The following is a 21,679-nucleotide window of genomic DNA, read 5'->3' on the forward strand; positions in this document are numbered from 1 at the left end:
CTTGTACATATTGTATGTATACGAAGTAAAAAAATTGATAGGAGATTTTATATGCAAAACAGATCAAGTTCAAATGTTACGTTTATTGATGTGTCTCATTGGGAAGGGAATATTGATTGGAATGCAGTGAAGGCATCTGGAATTCCAGCAGCGTATGCAAAAGCGACAGAAGGTGTAAACTACATTGATCCTACTTTTACTAAGAATGTACAAGCAGCACGAAATGCGAATGTATTAATTGGTGCATACCATTTTGCACGCCCAGAACAAAATGATGCAATTTCAGAGGCAAAATATTTTGTGGGTATATTACAAAATAACCAGACAGACTTAATGCCAGTTCTGGATTTAGAATCACCAACAGATCCGAGCAACAGTAATTTAACTGGTAACGCTATATCGAATTGGGCAAGAAGCTTCATAAATTATGTGAAACAGGCTACTGGAAAAGATGTAATGTTATATACAGGAGTTTGGTATATTAATGAGTTCGGAATTAGCGGATTAAGTGATATACCGCTTTGGATTGCTAAATACTCGAGTACACCGCCTGCTGATGCTGGTGGATGGACAGCGTGGACAGCGTGGCAGTACACAGATTCTGGACAAATTTCAGGCGTAGGAAATTGTGATGTATCAGCTGCAGTTTCATTAGAAGCTTTAAAAGGGAATGGAGCAAGTGGTGGAGGTAATGTTTCCCCGCCTAATAATGCAACTCCAGTGTACGGGGTTGCTATAATTAATGGAGATAATGTGAATTTGAGAAGTGGACCATCTTTACAGTCTAGTGTAATTCGCCAATTGAATCGTGGCGAAACATATGAAGTTTGGGGAGAACAAGATGGATGGCTTTGTTTAGGGACAAATCAGTGGGTATATAATGATCCGAGTTATATTCAGTATAAACATTATGTAGCGACTATTACTGGTGATAATGTAAATTTGCGTGATGCTCCATCATTAAATGGAAATGTTATAAGACAGTTACATCAGGGTGAATCGTATCGAGTGTGGAGTAAGCAAGATGGATGGCTTTGCTTAGGGACAAATCAATGGATATACTACGATCCGAGTTATATTCAGTATGGTGTACAATAGAGTGAAAATAAAAGGTGCCCCGTCAGAGGTGCCTTTTATTAAAAATATACAACTTTTACAAAGTCTATATCGAAACCATAGTATACTATAGTAGATATATTTATAAAAAATAATCGAAAATGAAATAAAGGAGTAAAAATATGAATTATGTGCTAATAGGTGCGATTTTAATATTATTAGCTGTAGCATTTGTGCTGTTTTATAAAAATAAACAGTTAGAATCAGAGAGTCAGCAAGTAGAATTTGAAAAGAAACAAGCGATTGAAACGTATAAAAATGAAATTGCAGCTACAGTGATAGAGCATAAAGAACAACAAAATAATTTAAAAAATATGGAACAGAAAAAATACAATGATTTACAAGTAAGTGCAAATAGAGAAATTGAAAATATGCGTATGATGAAAAATCAATTAGCTATGCAGCATAGTAAAGAACGTAGTGAAATACAAAATAAACATAATAACGAAATACATATGTTTCAAAAATTAATTGCAAATTTACGAGAATATACTAAAAACGGTGCTGAAATGAATACGTACGAAACATTACATTATATGAAGCGAGGATTCATAGAGCAAGGCATCATATTAGATGCTGAAATTCAAATCATGCCGAATGTTTTTATTAAAAATAATAGTGAAATAAACGATAATCGAATCCATCATCTCATCTTGTGCAAAACTGGTATTTATCTACTTGAGACGAAAGAATGGGAAGAGAAATTAATTCATGGTTTAACGAAAGAAAATGCTGGTATATATTCATTTATGATTGATGAAATGGGTAAGTATCAACAAGAAGTTGAAAAAGAAGAGACATTTGAATATATAGTAGGTAAAGATTCGTCAACTATACAAGTGAAAAATGAAGGGAATCCAGTATATAAGGTGAAGAAACTATCTCAAATTTTATACAATTGTTTGAAAGAAATGCAGGCTAATAGTATAAAAGAAAAGGTAAAACCAGTTGTATATTTTTATAATGAAAATGGAAAAGAAATAATAGATCTTTCTAGTGAGGAAACACCTAGATTAAAAAATCGGGAGCAAATTGTAACGTTCTTCAGAAATGAAATCTTAGCAGGGAAAGTAGTATATACAGTGCAAGAATTAGAACAGATTCGAGAAATGATTAGCCGGATGAATTATATAGTGAGTTAAAAGGGGAGATCTTTCTGAACGCTATGCTACGTGGCATTTTGTATGTCTATTTTTGTTTGTATATAGTAATGTACATTCTATTTATATTCGTCATTGATATGGTCCATATACCCTTAAGTGTAAGGAGCATTTTTGTAGTATTCATACCATTTGTTTTATTAGTCATGATTTAAAGGGCTATTTTATATGTTTCTAAAAATCGTAATGAAGAAAAGAAGCAAATGTTGGGGGTTTTAATAGTAGCACTCATACCATTAATAGTGTGCACTGTACAACTAAGTGTAAATGAATATACATCAAAGTTTAATCAAAATAGATGGTTAAATCATGCAGATAAGCGGGTATATATGGTAGATGATCTATTACAAAAATATAAATTAATAGGGAAATCAAATGAAGAAATTATACAATTGTTAGGAGCTCCAACGGAAACGAGAAGTGGGGAAGAAGGAGTTACCACTTTGTATTATCTTGGGACTGAACGTGGCTTTATTCCAATAGATAGCGAACAGCTTGTTTTCCAATTTGATAGAGATGGAAAAGTCATGGAATATACGGTGCATAAAGATTAAAGAAACGTAGAGGGAAGCTATATGTTATAGCTTCTTTTTTATTTTTCAATATGTCACGGAAGGGGGAGAAGGTTTTTGAGTGGAATAAGGAATGAAAGCGGAGGTGATGCATATATATAGATGCATTGGGTGATTATTAGTCCGATTGGTGAGGGGTAATAATTAATAAGTACGGACAAAAACCCCACTCATTAAAGTTTTACTTTATCATATTGTATAAATGAAAAGGAGGTAAGACGGTGAAAGCAATCCCGACTGATGTCCTGAGTAAAGAATTGATGGAAAGAGAAGGAGTTATATCTATTACAGTAAAGGAATTTGAAAAAATAGAAGTAGCTGGAGTAGTGGTCGCTGGTCCAGCGGTTATTTTGATTAATCAAGATTAAGTACATATTTTTGAAATAAAAAGCATCCGTCTAGGATGCTTTTTATTTGTATGTAAGGATAAATATGATGGATAATTGTGTTACTGGAGGGAAAGTCTGTGGCAATTATTATAACAATGTTAGTAATGGGTATTTTATTAGGATTTGTTGGAGCTGGAGGAGCTGGGTTTATTATCGCGATACTCACTTTAGTATTTCATATTCCTATTCATGTTGCTCTTGCAACATCTTTAACTGCAATGGCATTTACGACATTATCAGGTGTTGTCAGTCATTACCGTGAAGGCAATGTTGCATTTATTATAGGCGGGATTGTTGGAGGATTTGGCGCAATTGGCTCTTATATTGGTTCTAAATTTGGTTCACTTATACCAGCACATCTTCTTCATTGGTTTACAGCTGGGATGTTATTTTTATCGGCAATTTTTATGTTTATTAAATTAATTATGTTCCAAAACAAAGAACAGTCATCTTTATATAAGCATAAAGAGTTTTCCATGAACTACTTGTTGAAATGTATATGCCTTGGATTAGTTACTGGAATGATGGCTGGTTCATTTGGGATTGGTTCTGCACCGTTTATTCAGCTTGGATTAATGGTTCTATTGAGACTAACGATTCAGCAATCTGTAGGGACAACGATGCTTGTTATATTACCGATTGCAATTGGGGGTGGGCTAGGATATAGTTCGGAAGGATATTTAGATTATATATTGTTATTGCAAGTATTAATCGGGACCATGTTAGGGGCATATATTGGCGCGAAGTTTACAAATTATGCACCGCGAATGCTTTTGAGGTTTTCGATGATTATGACACCGGTTTTAGCTGGATGTATGCTATTGATGGAATAAGGTGAAATTATAATAAGTAGGGGGTTACTGCTTACAAATAGCGGGATAAAATTAATATAGCAAACTATTAATATATTTTACGAATGAATTATGTAGGTAATTCATATTTCCCATATAAAAGGATTTGTTTTAATATTATGAGTGTAAAGTTCGAGTATTCGAAGTACTACTTGAATTATATCCCTATCCCTTTTCTAAAAATGCGAACAAGTTTTGCCCTATTCTATTCAATAGTTAATTGTATAGAAATATATTGTTCGATGACCATTATGGAACGTACATAATGGGAAAATCCCGATCCTTAAAGAGGATGCCCCTAATCTTCATGTGAAAATATGATCGGATAAGAAAGCTGACCAATTGATGGTCAGCTTTCTTTTTGTTCAAAAACAATTTTTTCTTTAATTTCTGTTTGTAATAATACAGTTTTTCCGAAGCGACGTTTGCATTCCGCACGCACTTTTTCAATGGCTAGTAGCTGAGTAGTGGCGGGAACTGTGACAATAGCTTGGCGAGGCTTTCGATTTTCTTCACAAAAGACACATTCCACAACATAATTAGAAATCATATTTTCATCCTTCCAGTTTTAATTTCTAAGAAGGGATTGCCTATGAAGTTGATGTAATCTTTCGTCATTGTTTTATTTTTTTTCTCTTTTTTTCAAGGGGAAAATAAAAAAGAGGGCGAATTTTAGTAGGGGAGGGATGTTTATGGAGAGATGGATAGGTAGTGCAGCGGTATGTGTAAATGAAAGAAAGGAAGTTTTAATGGTACTGCAGGGCAAAGAGGGAGAAGAAAAAAGGTGGTCTGTCCCAAGTGGAGGACTTGAAAAGGGAGAGACACTAGAAGAATGTTGTATTAGGGAAGTTTGGGAAGAAACAGGTTACAATGTGGAAGTTGTAAATAAAATATATGAAAAAGAGGGTATTACATACGGTGTTCCAGTGTATGTCCATTATTATTTTGTTAAACAAATAGGCGGTAATATGAAAATCCAAGATCCTGATGAGTTAATACATGAAATTGCTTGGAAAGGGATACATGAAGTTGAATAATTGTGTTTAGCTTTTCCAGAGGATTATGAATTGCTGTGCCAATATATAGATAAAGAAGCAAGTATGTAAATACTTGCTTCTTTAATGTATCCAAGACAAGAAAAGCGGAACGATAACTAAACTAGCGCCTGCTGTTAAAAGCATAGATAAACTTGCAATTGTTCCTTCCACAGGACCGATTTCGAATGCTTTTGATGTACCGGTTCCATTTGCGCTTGTTCCTAACATAATACCTTTTGCGATTGCTGTTTTAATACGGCAAATACGTATGAGAGAAGGACCGAGCAATGCTCCTGTTAAGGCAGTTAAAACGACAAATACAGCAGTTAATTGTGACATGCCACCAATCATTTCTGAAATAGCCATTGCGATTGGTGTTGTTACGATATGTGGCGCTAAACTATGTTCTAGTGATGAATCAATTTGAAAATAATTTGCTAGTAGTGCTGAAGTAATGACTGATAAAAACGAACCGACAATGACATTAAGTAAGATAGCCATTCCATGTTTCTTTAATAAATCAAAGTATTTATAGATTGGCCATGCAAAAGCAACTGTTGCGGGTTTTAATAATTCAGTTAACCAATGACCACCAGATTCATATGTTTCATAAGGTGTATCTAATCCGAGCAATAAAGCAATTAAAATAATGGGACAGACGAGAAGAGGAGAAAGTAGACTCCAATTCCAGCGTTGATACATTTTTTTTGATAGCCAATATGTGAATAGTGTTAATAGTAAACAAAGAAATCCGATCATTGCGTTGATCCTTTCCGCTTTAGTAGCAATTCTGTTAAAAGTCCTGTAACTAAGGTAACGCAAAGAGTGCTAATCATAATAATTAAAATGAGATCGATTCCATATTGTGTTAGTGTATCTCTGTAACGTATGACAGCGACTGCAGAAGGGATGAAAAATAAAATAAGTTCTTTTAATAAAAAATCTGCTCCGTCCTGTATCCATTCTTTTTTAACTAGGTTAAATTTTAATGAAATTAATAATAAGAAAATACCGATTATACTTCCTGGAACTGGGAGGTGTGCCTGTTTTGCGATCCATTCACCTGTCCAAGCGAAACAAAATAGTAATAAAATTTGTCCGCTTAACTTCCACCATTTCATACAGTAACCACCTCTTTCTTTTGTTACATAAAAATTGTAAAAAAGAATTAACAATTTCTACTATACGTTCATTCAAAATATTTGTCTAATATATAAATTATATGTTATTAATATATAAGACATATTAATCGAAAGTGAAAAGGGTGTCCAAAAATGGAATTACGGCATTTGCAATATTTTGTTGTTGTGGCAGAAGAGTTACACTTTGGACGGGCGGCTGCTCGTTTACAAATGACACAACCACCACTTAGTCAACAAATACAGCAATTAGAAAAAGAAATGGGAGTTACATTATTTTCAAGAACGAAAAGAAAGGTTGAACTAACAGAAGCAGGAGAAATGTTTTTAAAAGAAGTAAAAAAAGCGTTTGAACAAATTGAAAAAGCAGTAGAAGTTGCACAAAGTGCGCAAAGGGGAGAAGTAGGATCACTTTCAATTGGTTTTGTAGGTGCGGCGATATATGATATTTTACCATCAATTGTTAGGGAATATAGAAAGAAATTTCCGAGAGTGTCTGTTGCATTACATGAATTGTCAACACCAGATCAAGTTCATGCACTTCATGATAACCGTATCGATATTGGCTTTTTACGTCCACCAATTCCAACGCAATTATTAGAATTAGAGCCAATTCAAAGGTTATCTTGCACTTTGTGTTTACCAAAGGCACATCCACTTGCAGAGAAAGATGAAATACATATAGAAGATTTACGAGATGAGCCGTTTGTATTTATTACGAGACCAGTATGGCCAGCTTTGTATGATACAATTTTATCTCTTTGTAGAGAAGTTGGATTTAGTCCACGTATTGTACAAGAAGCAACAGAGTATCAAACAGTTATGGGGCTTGTAGCAGCAGGGATTGGAATTACAGTAATACCCGTGTCGGCAAATAAGTTATATAAAACAGAAGTTGTATATAAAGAGTTATATGATTCTAATTTCGTTGCAGAAATGTCAGTGGCTTACAAAAAAATGAATAGTAATCCAGAGCTGCTAGAGTTTTTAAAAATTGCAAGAGAGAAGAAAAGAATAGAAGTAGAAGATGAGTAATAGTAGTAACAGAAAATGGATTTGATTCAAATTCATAAAAGTACACCTTATTAAACAATAAAGCGGAAATGCAACTTAAGTTGCATTTCCGCTTTATTGTTCTTTTTTTAGCTCGATACTAAATAGATAAACGTGTTCATTTTCTTTTAAGAGTAAATCAATACCCTTTTCTTCGTCAATTGTAGGGACGCTTACAGTTTCTTTACTGGTTTGGATTACAGCAGCTAAAGTTGTTTTTTGATTGTATTTTAAATTTTTTATAGATTGGATTGTAGTAGTTGCAGAGCTATTTACGCTTGGTGGCGCTTCTTCAGGAACAAGTGTTGAACCACCTTCAATATTCAGATACCACTGCCTTTTTTCTTGTATATCTTTATCAAATTGGAAATGTGGTGGTAAAAAAGAAAGCTTTACTTTCTTTTTTGAAAAATGTGAGGTAGCTATATTAGCAATTTCTTTTGTTTTCTTACCATTGTTATAATAATCAATTGTAGCATTTATTTCATCTTTATCATTTTTAAGCGTAACGTTATAAAATATGCTATTTCCTTCTTGAAAAGGAGTCATTTGTAAAATAGAAGCTTGCTCTTTTGTTAATTTGTATGGCTCAACAATGGCAACTTCATTGTTTTTTATTTGGCTACAACTTGTGAGTAATAATAAACACAAGATTGATAGTAATTTTATACGCATGCAACCTCCTCCTTTTTACAATTATATTCTAAATGTGATTTTTTATCATTTCGTTTTCTAGGACTAAAGACTTAGAAGAAATTCCGATTGTAGTGCGATGTTTAAAATGTCATATTTTTATACACTAGTAGTATAGAATGCGTATGTAATAAGGTAGGGGAAGAATTTTATGTCTTTATGTCGGTTAGCGAGAAAAAATATTATAACATTTGCTACCAAAAGGATGAAGCAATTTATGTGGATTGCTATGAGTACTATGATTTTGTTTTTTATGATATCGTTACAATTTAATGAAGGAGCTATTTTGAAAGTAGGGAATGCATTTGTATTTCAAATGTACTTTTACACACTTTTTATTGTACTAATTTTCATATGTATTTTTACTACATATAAAATGATGTACTCCCTTTTGCATGTGAGGAGGGAGGAGTTTATATCTTATGTAGAAGAAAATATGAAAAGAAAAGAGGTACTATGTGTATTATGTCAGGAGCAATTATTCATTTATGGAGCAGCATTTGTTTTTGGATTAATTAATGGGATGCTATTTTTGAAATTATTCACGGTTATCTTTATGAAAATCGCAGGGATACAAGGAATAAATAGTGCGCCAATTACAATATATGCAGTTGTAATTATTAGTGTAATTATGATGACTGTCGTTTTAATATCGATGATGCAATGTTATCGATTTGTTCGAAATTTAAAAGGTGAAAATTCGTTGCGGTTTAAAGAAAGGGCATGAGAAATCATGCTTTTTTCTATTTTACACATAAAAATAATCATGTTACAGTGAAAAGACCTGACAAAGAATGGGAAGGAAAGGTTGTATAGAATGACAAATGAACAATCAATTGTAAAAGTCGATCGGTTAACGAAGCGAATCGGATCAAAGACACTTGTACAAAATATTAGTTTTGAAGTGAAAAAAGGCGAGGTTGTCGGTTTACTCGGACCAAACGGTGCTGGAAAAACGACTTTAATGAGAATGATGGTTGGTATGATCCGTATGACAGAAGGTGAAGTATGGATTGATGGTCAATCTGTGAAACAGCAATTCGAAAAAACAGCTGCGAAAATTGGAGCGGTAATTGAGACACCTGAATTTTATCCTTTTTTGAGCGGCTATGAAAATTTAACATATTTCGGACGAATGAATGGTAATGTGACCGAAGAACGTATCGATGAAGTAGTGAAATTGTTAGGGATGGGACAAGTAATTGATCGCAAAGTAAAAGCGTATTCACTCGGCATGAGACAACGTTTAGGAATCGCTCAGGCACTTATTCACGATCCAGACGTGTTGATACTAGATGAACCGACAAATGGATTAGACCCTAGTGGAATACATGAAATGAGAATGTACATAAAAAAAATTGCACATGAACAAGGAAAAGCTGTACTTGTATCAAGTCACTTACTTTCAGAAGTTGAATTAATGTGTGACAGAGTTATCATTATTCAGCACGGGGAATATGTGGCTACGCAAAATATTCAGCATAGCCAAAGCGAAGAGATGGAGACGATCCGTATACGTGTAGATGATGCGAATAAAGCAGCAGAAATATTAGGGCATGATGTTTTAGTAAAAGATAATGAATTACTTATTAATGTAAAAGATGAAGAAATCCCAAATGTTATTCGTACATTGCTTGAGAAAAATATTCAAGTGTATCGTGTATATGAAGAAAGAAAAACGTTAGAAGAGCAATTTTTAGAATTAACAGGGGGAAAAGATATTGTTTAATTTAGTATATAACGAACTGTATAAAATATTTAAGCGGAAGCGATCGATTATTCCATTTGCAGTTATTGCAGTATTAATAATCGGATTAGGATGGGTTACGGTAAAGTATTTTGAACCGGAAACAAAAGGATGGAAAGTAGATTATACAGAACGAACTGTAGAAATTGAGAAAAAGCTTGGCATGAAAAAAGAAGCTATTTTAGCAGAAAAATCAGGGGATGAGCTTGTAAAAGAATACCAGCTTAAGATGAAGCATTTAGATACGGATACAGCACCGGCAAGCAGTTCTCCACTTTCTTTCATGAGAGATACAGGTTTTATCGTATTTCCAATTTTGCTCCCATTTATCCTCGTGTATGCAAGTACAATTTTTGCGAATGAATATAGCTGGGGAACATATAAATTTTTAACGATACGACCAGCGAGTCGCTTTAAAATTTTAACAGCAAAATTTTTAGCAATTGTTATATTTGCAGCTTTATTATTTATATTTAATATGATCTTCTCCGCTTTATGTGGACTTGTTATTTATAAATTCCAACAGCCTGCATGGAGTGAGTTTATTTTCCAAGATGGAAATATAATAAAACAAAACATTTTTGTAGAAGCAAGTAAATATTATGTTTTATCGTGGTTACCAACGGTTGTGTACGCATCGTTTGCATTTATGATTTCTGTGTTAACAAGATCTAGTGGAGGTGCAATTGGTATTTCACTATTCCTTGCTTTATCAGGCAATATTGCGCTATTAGCAGCCACTAGATATAACTGGGCGAAATATTTATTGCCAGCAAACACAGATTTATATAGTATTTCAAAGAATGGAAGTTTTATTGATGGAGTAACATTCTCGTTTGCATTATGTATGTTGTTACTTTATTTGTTCGTATTTTTATGTATTTCATATACTGTGTTTTTAAAACGTGATTTAACTTAATAAGAAAAGCCGTTCAGGGTGTGAAGTGACCCCCGAAAGTTAGACAGGTCGTTTCATTAGGCAGCCTCTAGGGTATGAGCCCGGTATTGTACTGGGCTCATACCCTTTAATTTTGCCTTAATTCTTTTATGATTATAGTATTCTATATACTTTGCTAATTCTTGTTTGAAATGTGTTATACTTTCAAATTCTTTTCGATACAGAAATTCCGATTTCATGATACCGAAGAAATTTTCAATAACGGCATTGTCATAACAGTTTCCTTTGCGAGACATACTTTGAGTTATGCCACAATTCTTAAGAGAATGACGGTATTGTTTCATTTGATAGTGCCAACCTTGATCAGAGTGAATGAGGAGTTTATCCGGATTGGTTACACAATAAAGGGCTTGGTCCAACATCGTTGAAACAAGGGAATAGGTCGGTCTTGAACCAATTGTATACGTGATAATTTCACCATTAAATAAATCCAACATTGGTGATAGGTATAACTTCTCCCCAAATAACTTAAACTCCGTAATATCTGTAACCCACTTTTCATTTGGTTTTTCAGCTTGGAAGTTGCGATTTAAAATATTTGGCGCAATTTTCCCAACTGTCCCTTTGTAAGAGCGGTATTTTTTCATACGAACCAGACATTTTAACCCTAATTCTTTCATAAGGCGATACACTTTTTTATGATTTACTTTGTGTCCACGATTCATAAGTTCATCACGAATACGACGATAACCATAACACCCATCGTGTTCATTATAAATAGCTTGAATCAGTTCTTTTACCTCCGCATTTGGATCAGGACGATTAAAACGTTTCATCCAGTAATAGTACGTACTACGTGGAATGTTTGCGAGTTGAAGTAACTCCTTGATAGGAAATTCATGCCTTAACTCGTAGATTACTTGCGCTTTGTCTTGTTTGGTGATTTTTCTTTGTTTTGAACTAAGGCATTCAACTTTTTTAAATATGCATTTTCCATACGTAAACGCTCATTTTCCGCTTGTAAGGCTTCGATTGATCCTTCATCTACTGGCTTTATTTTTTTATCTTTCATGGTTGGACGCCCCTTTTTCTTTGATTGTAGGGCATCCAATCCTCCTGTTTCATAAGCTATTTTCCATTTCCGAAGTGTTTCATAAGACGGTATATTGAAAAGTGCCGCTGTTTCTCTGATAGATGTCCCGTGTTCATTCATATAATAAAGTACATCTAGTTTATACTGGGCTGGGTAGAATGTATAGCACTTTTCAAAGGCCTTTTCACCTGAAGACTCATATCGTCTAATCCACTCACGAAGTACGCTAGGGTTAACTCCTATAGATTTAGCAATTGTTTTTCCACTTTCTGTACCATCTAAATATCGTTTCACCGCTTGGATTTTTTCTTTTGAAGAAAATTTAGCCATAAAAAATGCACCCCCAATTGTTAGACTGTGTCTAACAATTGGGGTGCACTTCAGTGCTGAGATGCACTTTGAACGGCTTTTTTTATGAGAATTGTTTAAGTGCTCTTTCGGCTAGTAAAGCAAAGTATTCTGCACTTATAGGCAGTGCCTCTTCATTAATTGTAAAAGCAGGATGATGCCATTCATGTGTACCGCTCGTTCCCATAAAGACGAATGAACCTGGTATTTCCTGTTGGTAAAATGAGAAATCTTCTCCAGCCATTGACGGACTAGGCGAGATGATATTAAGATTCATCTTTGTGGCAACTTGAGTAGATAAGTCTGTAAGAGCTTTATCGTTGTGAACAGCAGGAGGACCTGAATAAAAACGGAATTTCGTTTTTACACCTAATGCATCAGATACACCTTTAATAATACGCTCCATGAGTGCTGGAATCTTTTCACGTGTTTCAGCTTGGAATGTGCGAATCGTTCCTTCTAACGTAGCTTTTTCAGGAATCACGTTCCACGTATTTCCTGCATGAATATTTGTAACACTAACAACTGCATTATGAGATGAACTTATATTTCGGCTTACAATTGTTTGCAGTGCCATCACAATTTGAGAGGATGCGACAATAGGATCTACTCCAGCATCTGGTACAGCCGCGTGTGTACCAACTCCGTGAATTTCAATTTCAAATCGATCAACTCCGGCCATCAGTGGACCATCTTTAATGCCAATTGTACCTATTGGTAAATCAGGTTTATTATGCATGCCGAAAATCGCTTGCACATTACGTAAATGTCCAGCATCAATAACTTTGCAAGCGCCATTACTACTTTCTTCAGCTGGTTGGAATATGAAGCGAACCGTTCCATTTAGGGAAGATTCTCTTTCTTTTAATAAGAAAGCAGTACCTAAAATAGCAGCTGTATGAAAATCGTGTCCACAAGCATGCATTTTCCCTCGTACTTTAGATGCATAGGACAAATGTGTTTCTTCTTGAATAGGAAGGGCATCAATATCAGCACGAACTGCTACAATTGGTCCGTTTTTATTACCAGACACTTCAGCGATAATTCCTGTTTCTAAATTGGAATCAATGATAGTAATGTTTTTTTCTTCTAACCAATTTTTTATTGCTTTTGTTGTTTCGAACTCTTCATATGATAGTTCTGGATACTCATGTAAATGTCGACGGATGGAAATAAGTTTTTCTTTTAGTTGATTTGAAATAGATACCATGTAGTATGCCTTCTTTCTTCAGCAAAATATTTATCATAAGTATACAACAATAAAAGAGAGGATTCTCAAATGAAAATCCTCTCTCGTTTATCCCATAAAAGCCCGATTGGTTCAACTAATTAAAGTTTCACTTTATGCTGCGACTTTTTTATGCGTATGATGTTTACGATAACGTCCACGCATTGCGTATGCAATTTGCGGGATTGCAATCCCAATTAATATAAGTGATACACCGAACCATTGTGAAGATAGTACAGCCTCTTTTAAAACGAATACTGACATAATTGTTGTAACTGGTAGTTCCGCTGCACCAAGAATAGTCGCTAAGCCAGAACCGATTTTTGGAATCCCGATTGTAAAGGCAATAGATGGAATAACGATACTAAATGTTCCTAATCCTAAACCGTATTTCCAAAGACCTTGAGAAATGGCACCATTAAAAATAAATGTTGGTGGGAATACAATCATGACTAAAGTTAAAGCACCAGTCATTAAGAGAACACCGCGCGGTAATGAAGGTACTTCAACAGCAACTTTTCCGCTTACGAAAATGTATGTTGCGAATGTAACAGCAGATAATAAACCTAAAATGACCCCAGTCGTATCGAAAGCACCTACTGATTGTTCAAGTAAACCACTTGATAAAAATGTCCCTACAAGTAAGAAAATAACAGAAATAACTTTTTCTCTTGAAGGTAATGTTTTTGTTGCGACTGCTTCAATGATAATTCCGACCCAAACGAATTGGAATAAAAGAATAATTGCAATAGAAGCTGGTACAGTTTTTAATGAAGCATAATAAAAAATTCCGGTAAAACTTGCAGATGTTCCTGCAACGAATAAAAGTAATGCTTGCTTTAAAGGAACGCGATGTCTAGAAAATAGAAGTGTAATAGCAAGCAAAATAATCCAACCGAACAAATATTGGCTGCCAATTACCTCTCCAAGTGAAAATCCTTCTGCATATGCAAGCTTAACAAAAATAGCTAAAATTCCATAACTACACGCTCCTAATAAAACTAAAAGAGAATAACGAAGCATGAAAAATTCCTCCCATCTATATGAAGTTGTTCCGTATCGAAAATATATAACTAGAGGGAAGTATACAAAATTAGAAATAAAGGGTCAAATGAAAGAAAAGTATGACATTTTATAGAATAATAATAAAAGTATGATATTTATGCATAATCTTGAAATTTTTAATAGTAGAAGTATTATAAAATAAACTTTGCATTGTATAGAGATAGCATTTGAAAAAAATATTTTTTAAACCAATATGTATATAGACGTACTAGTAACGTGCTAATTATTTGAGAAACTATGTTACCTTTGTTATGGTAATAACAATTAAAGGAGTTTTATAATCCATTTGGGTTTTTTCTATATAATAGAAGGAAATGAAAACGTTTTATTAGAAACTGTGAGGAAGTGCGGTTTTTCTTATTGCCACGTTGTAAAAGTGATTTCACGAATTGTTCATAGTATTTTTATGTGTTTTTGTTACAATATTTAGGGAGAGGAGTGGAATGATGCAAGATATTAGTATTTTTTTAGCGTTTGGCGCCGGGTTCTTATCATTTATTTCCCCATGTTGCTTACCGCTTTATCCGGCATTTTTATCGTACATAACAGGTATGTCGGTTTCTGAATTGAAAGAAGAAAATGCAATGCTTCGCAAAAGAAGTATGATACATACAGCGTTTTTCTTACTTGGATTTTCAATTATATTTATTGCAATTGGATTTGGTACAAGTTTTATTGGAGGAATCTTTACTGACTATAAAGATTTAATCAGACAGTTAGGTGGTATATTTATCATCGTGTTCGGCTTAATTATTGTCGGGGTGTTTAAGCCGAAATTTTTAATGCAAGACCGTAAATTTACATTTAAAAATCGTCCAAGTGGCTATTTTGGATCAGTACTAATCGGATTAGCTTTTGCAGCAGGGTGGACGCCATGTACCGGACCAATTCTAGTGTCTGTAATTGGATTAGCAGCAACAAATCCAGAATCAGCAATGATATATATGATTGCTTACATACTTGGATTTGCAATCCCGTTTTTCGTACTGTCATTCTTTATTACGAAAATGTCTTGGATTAAAAGAAATAGTATGGCCTTCATGAAAGTCGGAGGATATATTATGATTGTTATGGGTGTCTTCCTATACTTTAACTGGATGACGAAAATTATCGTATATTTCTCAAGTTTATTTGGTGGTTTTACTGGTTTTTAGTATTATTCTGCGAAAATGTTGGAAATACTAACGGAAAAGCATATAATGAAAGTATATTTTGCATATAGCCACAAAAAAGGATGAGAAAATATGAACATAGTTCTTTTATCAAGTATCGTTGCTGTTTGTATGGCTGTCGGTGCGATGTTTATTCGTTTAAAAGCAGCTAAGAAACCTGCAACATTGAAAAAAATTATACTTCCACCATTTTTTATGAGTACGGGTGCATTGATGTATGTTTTCCCTGAATTTCGATTAACTCCAGCAGAAATGTTAGAAGCAATTGGTGTCGGTTTGATTTTCTCTATTTTTCTTATTAAAACATCTAAATTTGAAATTAGAGGACAAGAGATTTATTTGAAGCGTTCAAAAGCCTTTGTTTTCATATTAATTGGATTACTTGTAGTGCGGATTGTATTTAAAACCTACTTAAGTCAATCTCTTGATTTAGGACAACTTAGTGGCATGTTCTTCTTACTTGCGTTTGCGATGATTGTGTCATGGAGAATTGCAATGTATCGTTCCTTTACGAAATTACAGAAGGAAATGGAAAAAGAAGATGGTTTTTATAATGAAAAAGATATGAAGCTAACTTAAAAACTGTATATGTACCAAATAAAAAGACAGCGTCAAAGGCGCTGTCTTTTTTATCGAAAATAATATGAAGTTACTTTGCGAGTAAAGATCGATAGTTAGAATAATCAATCTTTTTTTCTTGTAGTTTTTTTATTAAAAATTTATGATCACGCTTTGGTGTGGCAATGATATATCCCTTAATAATCAAGTCTTGTGTAATTTGAGAGGCATTTTCTTGTAATGCAAGTTCCCCGATTTTGCCAGCAATCTTTGATTTTGCAACATCACGAAATAGTTCTGGAACAGGACTTACAAGCTCTTCTAACAATTGTTTTTGTTCATCATCCCATAAATGTCTCGTTTTATTTATGTAGTGTTCTTCCCAATCCAAAATGGACATGCCGTCTTCTTTTGGTAAACGTTTTAAAAATTTTCTGAACATAAAGTATCCACCGATAGACATAAGCCCTAATAAAATAACCGTCCATAATACAATGAACCAACTGAACCATCCTTCGAGCACGCATATCCCCCCTTAATGATAGCGGTTTTCTTTTATTCATATTATATACAGTGAGATTCATAGAAAGCAAGAACGCTTGGTCATTTTGACCAAGCGTTATAGTTTAAACGAAGTATAGTTGTTCAACACATAAATTATTATTATCGTCTTCAACATACTCAATAATAAGTGTGCCAACTTTACGATCTTTATCTTCAGTTGTGAAAATAGAGTAAGAAGTAAAACGTGTTTTTGATAGGCCGCTTATATGTGTAGGTAAAGAAATGTAGTCGTTATCGCGGAAGAATTCCATCAGTTCAATATCCTCAAATTCTTTTCGGTCAACTTGTTTGTTTGTATAGCGGCGTTGAAGTTGTTTTAAAGATTCATTCCAAGAAATTGCTTTTGTGTCGTATACCATTGTTCTATCTCCTTACTGTATGTAATTACTAAGAACATACGTTCTAATCTAGTATACTCTTTTTATTAGAAAAGGGAAAGCAAAAAATAATGTAAGCTTGGATTTCCAAGCTTACATTATTGATGCGTCCGTCATAATCTCTATTTTTCATTATAAGTTAGATATGAATAAGAAACAAGATGATATATATAATGTTGAGAGTTTTCAAGATTCTGTATATTATAGGTGTACTAAAGTGTAAGGGAATGAGAGGTGTGGCATACGTAATTTCACTGCAAGGGCCGATGGCTAGCGGAAAAACAACATTAGCAAAAAGGTTAGAAAAGAGAGGGTTTCGAGTTATATATGAAAATCCATATCCAATTGTAGAGAAGCGAAAAAAATTGAATTTAGATATGAATTCAAAAGTAGGGTTTATTATGAATCAAAAAATGTTTATGGAAGCAAAAATAAAGGAGTTTCAAAATGTGAAAGATTCAGTCGTAATTTTTGATCGCGGACCAGAAGACATTGAGTTCTTTACACTCTTTTATCCAACGATTATAGGAGAAGAGTGGGATATAGAAACTGAATTGAAAGATGAATTATATAAATTAAGAGCATGCCGTTCGGATGTGATTTTTTACTTAGATGTTACGAAAAAGAATGTATATGATAGAAAAAATAATGATAGAACAAGAAACAGAAGTACGTTTGAGGAGCAATTTAAATTAGTAGAAACTGAAAAAGACTGGTATAAAAAATTTCCTGTAACTTATGTGGACACGAATAGATTAACAGTGGACGATTTAGAGGTATATTTTATGGACTGGTTAAAGGAGAGAGGGCTATGAAAAAAATACTTTTATTTGTATACTCAACATTTGCAGAGTTTGAAATAACAGTAGCGACGGCATTGCTGAAAAATAAATATGAAATCATTACAGCGGGCTTAACTAAAGAATTGGTTATAAGTGAAACTGGATTGCAAGTGCAGCCGCATATAGAAGTAAGTGAAGTACGTGTAGATGAGTATGAGGGGATACTTATTCCAGGTGGAGAAGAAGGACAGTTGGAAGATGCAAAACCTCTTTTTTCAATCATTCGTCAATTTCATGAACAAGAAAAATTAGTGGCGGCAATTTGTGCTGGACCGTATGCACTAGCAAAAGCAGGGTTATTTAAAGGGATTGCTTATACTGCGACTATAGATTATCAAAAATTTGATTGTTTTCCAGTAGAAAATTTCGTGTATGAAGAAGTTGTGAAACACTCAAATATCATTACAGCACAAGGGCATGCATTTGTACCATTTGGAATAGCAATTGCCTCTTATTTTGGAGTGGCAGACGAACATAATACAGATTTTTATTGTGGTAAAGGCAATGTAGTAATGGAGAAACTTTTACGAGAAAACGTGTAAAAGCTAGCAAATGCTAGCTTTTTTCTTTTTGACATCGATAAATGGCTAACGTTTTTGGGTCACGCCATATACCGTTATGAAGTGACAATTCATTTTCTACTTCTTCTTTTAGCCATACCTTCATTTCCGCGTGAAGGTATGTATTATCAGGTATATTTAGCGACGGAAACATGCTAGAAATATAGTTTACAATCGGAGTAGCATGATGAAAAACGAGAGCATTATGAATAACTGTTTCTTCAACAGTTGGAAAAACAGATTGTAATATCTCTTTACCGTTTTCTAAACAAAATGGAGTGACTGATGATGTTGTTTTCGGTAAATCAAATGCGTCTAACATACGGTTACACATTTCAACTATACGAGGTAGTGTAACGCTAGAATTTGTTGTAGCTAAAAGTGTTCCGCCAGGACGAATTACTTTATGGAATCCTTGAATCGTTTTTTCAACATCTTTCACATGGTATAACATATGTCTTGCAATTATTAGGTCATAACAATTTGTTTCGAAAGGAAGTTTACTAGCATCCCCTCGTTTCCATTCTATTAAGTTATTTGTTTTAGCAGCTTCAGCAAGCATAGCTTCGGATTGATCAAACCCGGTTAATGGGCCTTTATGACCATTTGTTTGTAAAAGGGAAAGGAATTTTCCACTAGCGCACCCAACCTCTAATATATTTTCTTCCCCTTGAAGTTGTAAATGTTCAATGACGATCTTATCTAAATCTACGTGTTTTTCTTCGTAATGTGTATGTGTGTCGATGCGTGTTTGTAAATGGTTGCTAACGTTATACTGACGTTTTACATCATTCATTTTGTCACATTCCACCTTTGTGCAAAATTGTTGGATTGCATGTGTTAATACATCTGTTTTCTTTAAACCTTCGTAATGGAGTGCTGATTCAAACCTTTTAAGTAATTTCTCTTCAATTCGAAAATGAATATCTTTTCGTTTTGTCACTGAAATTTCGCCCCTTTGCATCTGTTAGTGAGACTATAGCATGCTTGGAAAAATTGTGTAAATCATTTGTGTACACAAAATTATGGGGATGAAAAAAATGTTTGAATATGATTTTAAACTATTGACGATTTAAACGTTTTCATATATTCTTAAATTAAGTAATATTCAAATAATTCAAAAGAAATGAGAGAGTCACATGCTTCTTCAAGGAACACATCGAATTGGTCGTATGGCCATGCTGTTGGCACTTGCGGATGAGAATGAAAGTCCTGTATTATCCATTCCAAAAGGTTGGAAGTATTGTACGGGGAAAGTGGGTTCGATGAATTCGCAAAAGGTTGTCGCAGCAATGGAAACAGCGGCTAAAAGCAACCAAGTTATTGAAACAGACGTTTACAGAGAAACACATGCACTTTATCATGCAATTATGGAAGCTTTGTACGGAGTGACGAGAGGTCAAATTCAGTTAGCAGACGTTCTTCGTACAGTAGGACTTCGTTTTGCGATTGTGCGCGGTACACCATACGACGGAAAAAAAGAAGGCGAATGGGTTGCTGTTGCATTATATGGAACGATTGGTGCACCTGTAAAAGGATCTGAGCATGAGGCGATTGGTTTAGGAATTAATCACATATGATTTGCCCATAGTCTATTAGTTAGAAGGGGGCCTTACTTTTTTAGGACAGAAGTCTGTCTTAAAAAGATAAGGTCCCCTTTTGCCTTTTTAAGGAGGAAAAATGATGATTACGTTAACAGGACATACATTGACAGTTGAAGAAATGAAGAGGTTATTACTGGAAGGAGAAGGTGTAACAGCTTGTCCAACTAGTATGCAAAAGGTAGCGGAGTGCCGCGAAGTAGTTGAGAAAATTGTAGAGGACGGAAAAGTCGTTTACGGAATTACAACTGGATTTGGAAAGTTTAGTGATGTGCTTATCCAAAAAGATGATGTAAAGGCACTTCAACATAATTTAATTCAGTCACATGCATGTGGGATTGGTGATCCATTCCCGGAAGAAGTATCGCGTGGAATGTTAATTTTACGAGCGAACACGATGCTTAAAGGAGTATCTGGTGTTAGGCCGCTTGTTGTAAATATGCTTCTTGAGTTTGTAAACCGTAAAATTCATCCAGTCGTTCCGCAACAAGGTTCACTTGGTGCAAGTGGCGATTTAGCACCTTTATCTCATCTTGCGCTCGTATTATTAGGCGAAGGTGAAGTGTTCTATAAGGGGAAACGCGTTCATGCAATGGTTGCTCTTACAGAAGAAGGGCTTGAGCCAATTGAACTTGAAGCAAAAGAAGGTCTTGCGTTAATTAATGGTACGCAGGCGATGACAGCACAAGGAGTTCTTTCTTATATAGAAGCAGAAGCAACGGCGTATCAAGCTGAACTAATTGCTTCGATGACAATTGAAGGGTTACAAGGCATTATTGATGCATTTGATGAAAATGTTCATAAAGCACGTGGTTATAAAGAGCAAGTGGAAGTAGCGAGCAGAATTCGTGACATTCTTCATGATAGTAAATTAACAACAAAACAAGGAGAACTACGTGTACAGGATGCCTATTCACTTCGCTGTATCCCGCAAGTACACGGTGCTTCTTGGCAAGTTTTAAATTATGTGAAAGAAAAATTAGAAATTGAAATGAATGCAGCAACAGATAATCCGCTTATCTTTGATGGTGGGGAAAAAGTAATTTCGGGCGGGAATTTCCATGGTCAACCGATTGCGTTTGCGATGGACTTCTTAAAAGTAGGAATGGCAGAACTTGCAAATATTTCGGAGCGCCGTATTGAGCGTTTAGTGAATCCGCAATTAAATGATTTACCACCATTTTTAAGTCCAGAACCAGGACTTCAGTCTGGTGCAATGATTATGCAATATGCTGCAGCGTCACTAGTTTCTGAAAATAAAACGTTGGCACATCCGGCGAGTGTAGATTCAATTCCGTCTTCTGCTAACCAAGAAGATCATGTAAGTATGGGAACAATTGCTTCACGCCATGCACATCAGATTATTCAAAATGCAAGACGTGTTCTTTCTATTGAGATGATTTGTGCGATGCAAGCAGCAGAATATCGCGGAATTGAAAACATGAGTACAGTGACGAAGAGCTTCTACCATCAAGGTCGTCAGCAGGTGCCATCTATTAAAAATGACCGTATATTCTCAACAGATATTGAAAATATTGCGCATTGGTTAAAAACGAATTATTCGATAAAAGAAAGATTAGATGTAAACGCAGCACTATAAAATGAGAAAAGGGAGA

25 protein-coding genes and 2 pseudogenes are annotated in these 21,679 nt (G+C 34.5%); 17 read left to right on the forward strand and 10 right to left on the reverse strand.

Going from position 1 to position 21,679, the window contains the following annotated elements; translation table 11 throughout:
- Positions 1 to 51 precede the first annotated feature (51 nt).
- From QCI79_RS22375 to QCI79_RS22395, 5 genes and pseudogenes are all read left to right on the forward strand, one after another.
- A complete protein-coding gene (locus QCI79_RS22375; RefSeq protein ID WP_001181392.1) occupies positions 52 to 1,098 on the forward strand; it encodes a GH25 family lysozyme in 1,047 nt (348 codons plus the stop codon).
- 140 nt (positions 1,099 to 1,238) lie between these two features.
- On the forward strand, positions 1,239 to 2,258 hold the full coding sequence (locus QCI79_RS22380; RefSeq protein ID WP_001110269.1) for an NERD domain-containing protein: 1,020 nt from the start codon (positions 1,239 to 1,241) through the stop codon (positions 2,256 to 2,258).
- Between the two features lie 23 nt (positions 2,259 to 2,281).
- Positions 2,282 to 2,830 (forward strand): annotated as a pseudogene (locus QCI79_RS22385) (hypothetical protein).
- A 239-nt stretch (positions 2,831 to 3,069) separates the two neighbouring features.
- Positions 3,070 to 3,216, forward strand: a complete 147-nt coding sequence (locus tag QCI79_RS22390; protein WP_000644411.1) for a BC1881 family protein — start codon at positions 3,070 to 3,072, stop codon at positions 3,214 to 3,216.
- Positions 3,217 to 3,314: 98 nt separating this feature from the next.
- Entirely contained in the window at positions 3,315 to 4,070 is a 756-nt protein-coding gene (locus QCI79_RS22395; RefSeq protein ID WP_000974654.1) for a sulfite exporter TauE/SafE family protein, read from the forward strand.
- A gap of 367 nt (positions 4,071 to 4,437) precedes the next feature.
- Here the strand turns inward: QCI79_RS22395 and QCI79_RS22400 are convergent, their stop codons facing one another.
- Positions 4,438 to 4,638, reverse strand: a complete 201-nt coding sequence (locus QCI79_RS22400) for a DUF3903 domain-containing protein (protein WP_000625225.1) — start codon at positions 4,636 to 4,638, stop codon at positions 4,438 to 4,440.
- Between the two features lie 142 nt (positions 4,639 to 4,780).
- Between QCI79_RS22400 and QCI79_RS22405 the strand changes: the two are divergent.
- A pseudogene (locus QCI79_RS22405) lies at positions 4,781 to 5,194 on the forward strand (NUDIX hydrolase).
- A 12-nt stretch (positions 5,195 to 5,206) separates the two neighbouring features.
- Here the strand turns inward: QCI79_RS22405 and QCI79_RS22410 are convergent.
- Positions 5,207 to 5,884, reverse strand: a complete 678-nt coding sequence (locus QCI79_RS22410; RefSeq protein ID WP_000578965.1) for an LrgB family protein — start codon at positions 5,882 to 5,884, stop codon at positions 5,207 to 5,209.
- On the reverse strand, positions 5,881 to 6,246 hold the full coding sequence (locus QCI79_RS22415; protein ID WP_000872365.1) for a CidA/LrgA family holin-like protein: 366 nt from the start codon (positions 6,244 to 6,246) through the stop codon (positions 5,881 to 5,883). The genes QCI79_RS22410 and QCI79_RS22415 overlap by 4 nt, the downstream gene beginning before the upstream one ends.
- A 153-nt stretch (positions 6,247 to 6,399) precedes the next feature.
- On the opposite strand from QCI79_RS22415, the gene alsR reads away from it, so the two are divergent.
- Entirely contained in the window at positions 6,400 to 7,299 is a 900-nt protein-coding gene (gene alsR, locus QCI79_RS22420; protein WP_000423234.1) for an acetoin biosynthesis transcriptional regulator AlsR, read from the forward strand.
- A gap of 93 nt (positions 7,300 to 7,392) precedes the next feature.
- Here alsR and QCI79_RS22425 read toward each other — a convergent pair whose 3' ends face one another.
- Positions 7,393 to 7,992 (reverse strand): hypothetical protein, encoded by a 600-nt coding sequence (locus tag QCI79_RS22425; protein ID WP_001220602.1) that lies wholly within the window; start codon positions 7,990 to 7,992, stop codon positions 7,393 to 7,395.
- Between the two features lie 169 nt (positions 7,993 to 8,161).
- On the opposite strand from QCI79_RS22425, the gene QCI79_RS22430 reads away from it, so the two are divergent.
- From QCI79_RS22430 to QCI79_RS22440, 3 genes are all read left to right on the forward strand, one after another.
- Positions 8,162 to 8,737, forward strand: coding sequence for a hypothetical protein (locus QCI79_RS22430; protein WP_000050599.1), 576 nt, complete (start codon positions 8,162 to 8,164; stop codon positions 8,735 to 8,737).
- Between the two features lie 90 nt (positions 8,738 to 8,827).
- Positions 8,828 to 9,739: an ABC transporter ATP-binding protein gene (locus tag QCI79_RS22435; protein WP_000180622.1), complete on the forward strand. Its 912-nt coding sequence runs from the start codon at positions 8,828 to 8,830 to the stop codon at positions 9,737 to 9,739.
- Positions 9,732 to 10,676, forward strand: a complete 945-nt coding sequence (locus QCI79_RS22440; protein ID WP_021728488.1) for an ABC transporter permease — start codon at positions 9,732 to 9,734, stop codon at positions 10,674 to 10,676. The genes QCI79_RS22435 and QCI79_RS22440 overlap by 8 nt, the downstream gene beginning before the upstream one ends.
- Positions 10,677 to 10,732: 56 nt before the next feature.
- On the opposite strand, the gene QCI79_RS22445 is transcribed toward QCI79_RS22440, so the two are convergent.
- The 3 genes from QCI79_RS22445 to QCI79_RS22455 all read right to left on the reverse strand — a co-directional run bounded on the left by QCI79_RS22445 (position 10,733) and on the right by QCI79_RS22455 (position 14,347).
- A protein-coding gene (locus QCI79_RS22445; protein WP_087942842.1) for an IS3-like element ISBth10 family transposase occupies positions 10,733 to 12,078 on the reverse strand; the annotation gives its coding sequence in 2 pieces (ribosomal slippage) (positions 10,733 to 11,637 and positions 11,637 to 12,078; 1,347 coding nt in all).
- 82 nt (positions 12,079 to 12,160) lie between these two features.
- The gene (locus tag QCI79_RS22450) at positions 12,161 to 13,306 is read right to left on the reverse strand and encodes a M20 peptidase aminoacylase family protein (RefSeq protein ID WP_000253669.1); all 1,146 of its coding nucleotides are present in this window, start codon (positions 13,304 to 13,306) and stop codon (positions 12,161 to 12,163) included.
- A 132-nt stretch (positions 13,307 to 13,438) separates the two neighbouring features.
- Positions 13,439 to 14,347 carry an EamA family transporter gene (locus QCI79_RS22455; protein WP_000947046.1) on the reverse strand — a complete coding sequence of 303 codons (909 nt, stop codon included), beginning with the start codon at positions 14,345 to 14,347 and terminating at the stop codon, positions 13,439 to 13,441.
- A 322-nt stretch (positions 14,348 to 14,669) separates the two neighbouring features.
- On the opposite strand from QCI79_RS22455, the gene QCI79_RS35050 reads away from it, so the two are divergent.
- From QCI79_RS35050 to QCI79_RS22465, 3 genes are all read left to right on the forward strand, one after another.
- Complete coding sequence (locus QCI79_RS35050) at positions 14,670 to 14,819, forward strand: peptidase T (RefSeq protein WP_071686460.1); 150 nt, start codon at positions 14,670 to 14,672, stop codon at positions 14,817 to 14,819.
- Positions 14,820 to 14,835: 16 nt separating this feature from the next.
- On the forward strand, positions 14,836 to 15,543 hold the full coding sequence (ccdA, locus tag QCI79_RS22460; RefSeq protein ID WP_001152676.1) for a cytochrome c-type biogenesis protein CcdA: 708 nt from the start codon (positions 14,836 to 14,838) through the stop codon (positions 15,541 to 15,543).
- Between the two features lie 90 nt (positions 15,544 to 15,633).
- Positions 15,634 to 16,140, forward strand: coding sequence for a CcdC family protein (locus QCI79_RS22465; protein ID WP_001028440.1), 507 nt, complete (start codon positions 15,634 to 15,636; stop codon positions 16,138 to 16,140).
- Positions 16,141 to 16,210: 70 nt separating this feature from the next.
- On the opposite strand, the gene QCI79_RS22470 is transcribed toward QCI79_RS22465, so the two are convergent.
- On the reverse strand, positions 16,211 to 16,642 hold the full coding sequence (locus QCI79_RS22470; RefSeq protein WP_000889387.1) for a DUF2621 domain-containing protein: 432 nt from the start codon (positions 16,640 to 16,642) through the stop codon (positions 16,211 to 16,213).
- 103 nt (positions 16,643 to 16,745) lie between these two features.
- A complete protein-coding gene (locus QCI79_RS22475; protein WP_000262400.1) occupies positions 16,746 to 17,042 on the reverse strand; it encodes a hypothetical protein in 297 nt (98 codons plus the stop codon).
- A 245-nt stretch (positions 17,043 to 17,287) separates the two neighbouring features.
- Here QCI79_RS22475 and QCI79_RS22480 point away from each other — a divergent pair, with 245 nt between their 5' ends.
- Positions 17,288 to 17,875: an AAA family ATPase gene (locus tag QCI79_RS22480; protein ID WP_001986424.1), complete on the forward strand. Its 588-nt coding sequence runs from the start codon at positions 17,288 to 17,290 to the stop codon at positions 17,873 to 17,875.
- Positions 17,872 to 18,444 (forward strand): DJ-1/PfpI family protein, encoded by a 573-nt coding sequence (locus QCI79_RS22485; RefSeq protein WP_000722231.1) that lies wholly within the window; start codon positions 17,872 to 17,874, stop codon positions 18,442 to 18,444. Before QCI79_RS22480 ends, QCI79_RS22485 begins: the two co-directional genes overlap by 4 nt.
- A 13-nt stretch (positions 18,445 to 18,457) precedes the next feature.
- Here QCI79_RS22485 and QCI79_RS22490 read toward each other — a convergent pair whose 3' ends face one another.
- Positions 18,458 to 19,405 (reverse strand): class I SAM-dependent methyltransferase, encoded by a 948-nt coding sequence (locus QCI79_RS22490; protein WP_000166778.1) that lies wholly within the window; start codon positions 19,403 to 19,405, stop codon positions 18,458 to 18,460.
- Positions 19,406 to 19,601: 196 nt separating this feature from the next.
- On the opposite strand from QCI79_RS22490, the gene hutP reads away from it, so the two are divergent.
- Together hutP and hutH are read left to right on the forward strand one after the other, a co-directional pair.
- A complete protein-coding gene (hutP, locus tag QCI79_RS22495; RefSeq protein ID WP_000926516.1) occupies positions 19,602 to 20,042 on the forward strand; it encodes a histidine utilization transcription antiterminator HutP in 441 nt (146 codons plus the stop codon).
- Between the two features lie 103 nt (positions 20,043 to 20,145).
- Positions 20,146 to 21,663: a histidine ammonia-lyase gene (gene hutH / locus QCI79_RS22500; protein WP_000631875.1), complete on the forward strand. Its 1,518-nt coding sequence runs from the start codon at positions 20,146 to 20,148 to the stop codon at positions 21,661 to 21,663.
- Positions 21,664 to 21,679: the final 16 nt, after the last annotated feature.

It is taken from the genome of Bacillus cereus group sp. MG1 (assembly GCF_040460035.1).
Taxonomy (GTDB): Bacteria; Bacillota; Bacilli; order Bacillales; family Bacillaceae_G; genus Bacillus_A; species Bacillus_A cereus.

Coding starts and splice junctions, on each gene's coding strand:
- QCI79_RS22410 (WP_000578965.1), bottom strand. CDS start 5,884: ATGATCGGATTTCTTTGTTTACTATTAACACTATTCACATATTGGCTA.
- QCI79_RS22465 (WP_001028440.1), top strand. CDS start 15,634: ATGAACATAGTTCTTTTATCAAGTATCGTTGCTGTTTGTATGGCTGTC.
- QCI79_RS22375 (WP_001181392.1), top strand. CDS start 52: ATGCAAAACAGATCAAGTTCAAATGTTACGTTTATTGATGTGTCTCAT.
- QCI79_RS22450 (WP_000253669.1), bottom strand. CDS start 13,306: ATGGTATCTATTTCAAATCAACTAAAAGAAAAACTTATTTCCATCCGT.
- QCI79_RS22415 (WP_000872365.1), bottom strand. CDS start 6,246: ATGAAATGGTGGAAGTTAAGCGGACAAATTTTATTACTATTTTGTTTC.
- QCI79_RS22475 (WP_000262400.1), bottom strand. CDS start 17,042: ATGGTATACGACACAAAAGCAATTTCTTGGAATGAATCTTTAAAACAA.
- QCI79_RS22435 (WP_000180622.1), top strand. CDS start 8,828: ATGACAAATGAACAATCAATTGTAAAAGTCGATCGGTTAACGAAGCGA.
- QCI79_RS22455 (WP_000947046.1), bottom strand. CDS start 14,347: ATGCTTCGTTATTCTCTTTTAGTTTTATTAGGAGCGTGTAGTTATGGA.
- QCI79_RS22425 (WP_001220602.1), bottom strand. CDS start 7,992: ATGCGTATAAAATTACTATCAATCTTGTGTTTATTATTACTCACAAGT.
- hutH (WP_000631875.1), top strand. CDS start 20,146: ATGATTACGTTAACAGGACATACATTGACAGTTGAAGAAATGAAGAGG.
- hutP (WP_000926516.1), top strand. CDS start 19,602: ATGCTTCTTCAAGGAACACATCGAATTGGTCGTATGGCCATGCTGTTG.
- QCI79_RS22430 (WP_000050599.1), top strand. CDS start 8,162: ATGTCTTTATGTCGGTTAGCGAGAAAAAATATTATAACATTTGCTACC.
- QCI79_RS22480 (WP_001986424.1), top strand. CDS start 17,288: ATGAGAGGTGTGGCATACGTAATTTCACTGCAAGGGCCGATGGCTAGC.
- QCI79_RS22380 (WP_001110269.1), top strand. CDS start 1,239: ATGAATTATGTGCTAATAGGTGCGATTTTAATATTATTAGCTGTAGCA.
- ccdA (WP_001152676.1), top strand. CDS start 14,836: ATGCAAGATATTAGTATTTTTTTAGCGTTTGGCGCCGGGTTCTTATCA.
- QCI79_RS22485 (WP_000722231.1), top strand. CDS start 17,872: ATGAAAAAAATACTTTTATTTGTATACTCAACATTTGCAGAGTTTGAA.
- QCI79_RS22400 (WP_000625225.1), bottom strand. CDS start 4,638: ATGATTTCTAATTATGTTGTGGAATGTGTCTTTTGTGAAGAAAATCGA.
- alsR (WP_000423234.1), top strand. CDS start 6,400: ATGGAATTACGGCATTTGCAATATTTTGTTGTTGTGGCAGAAGAGTTA.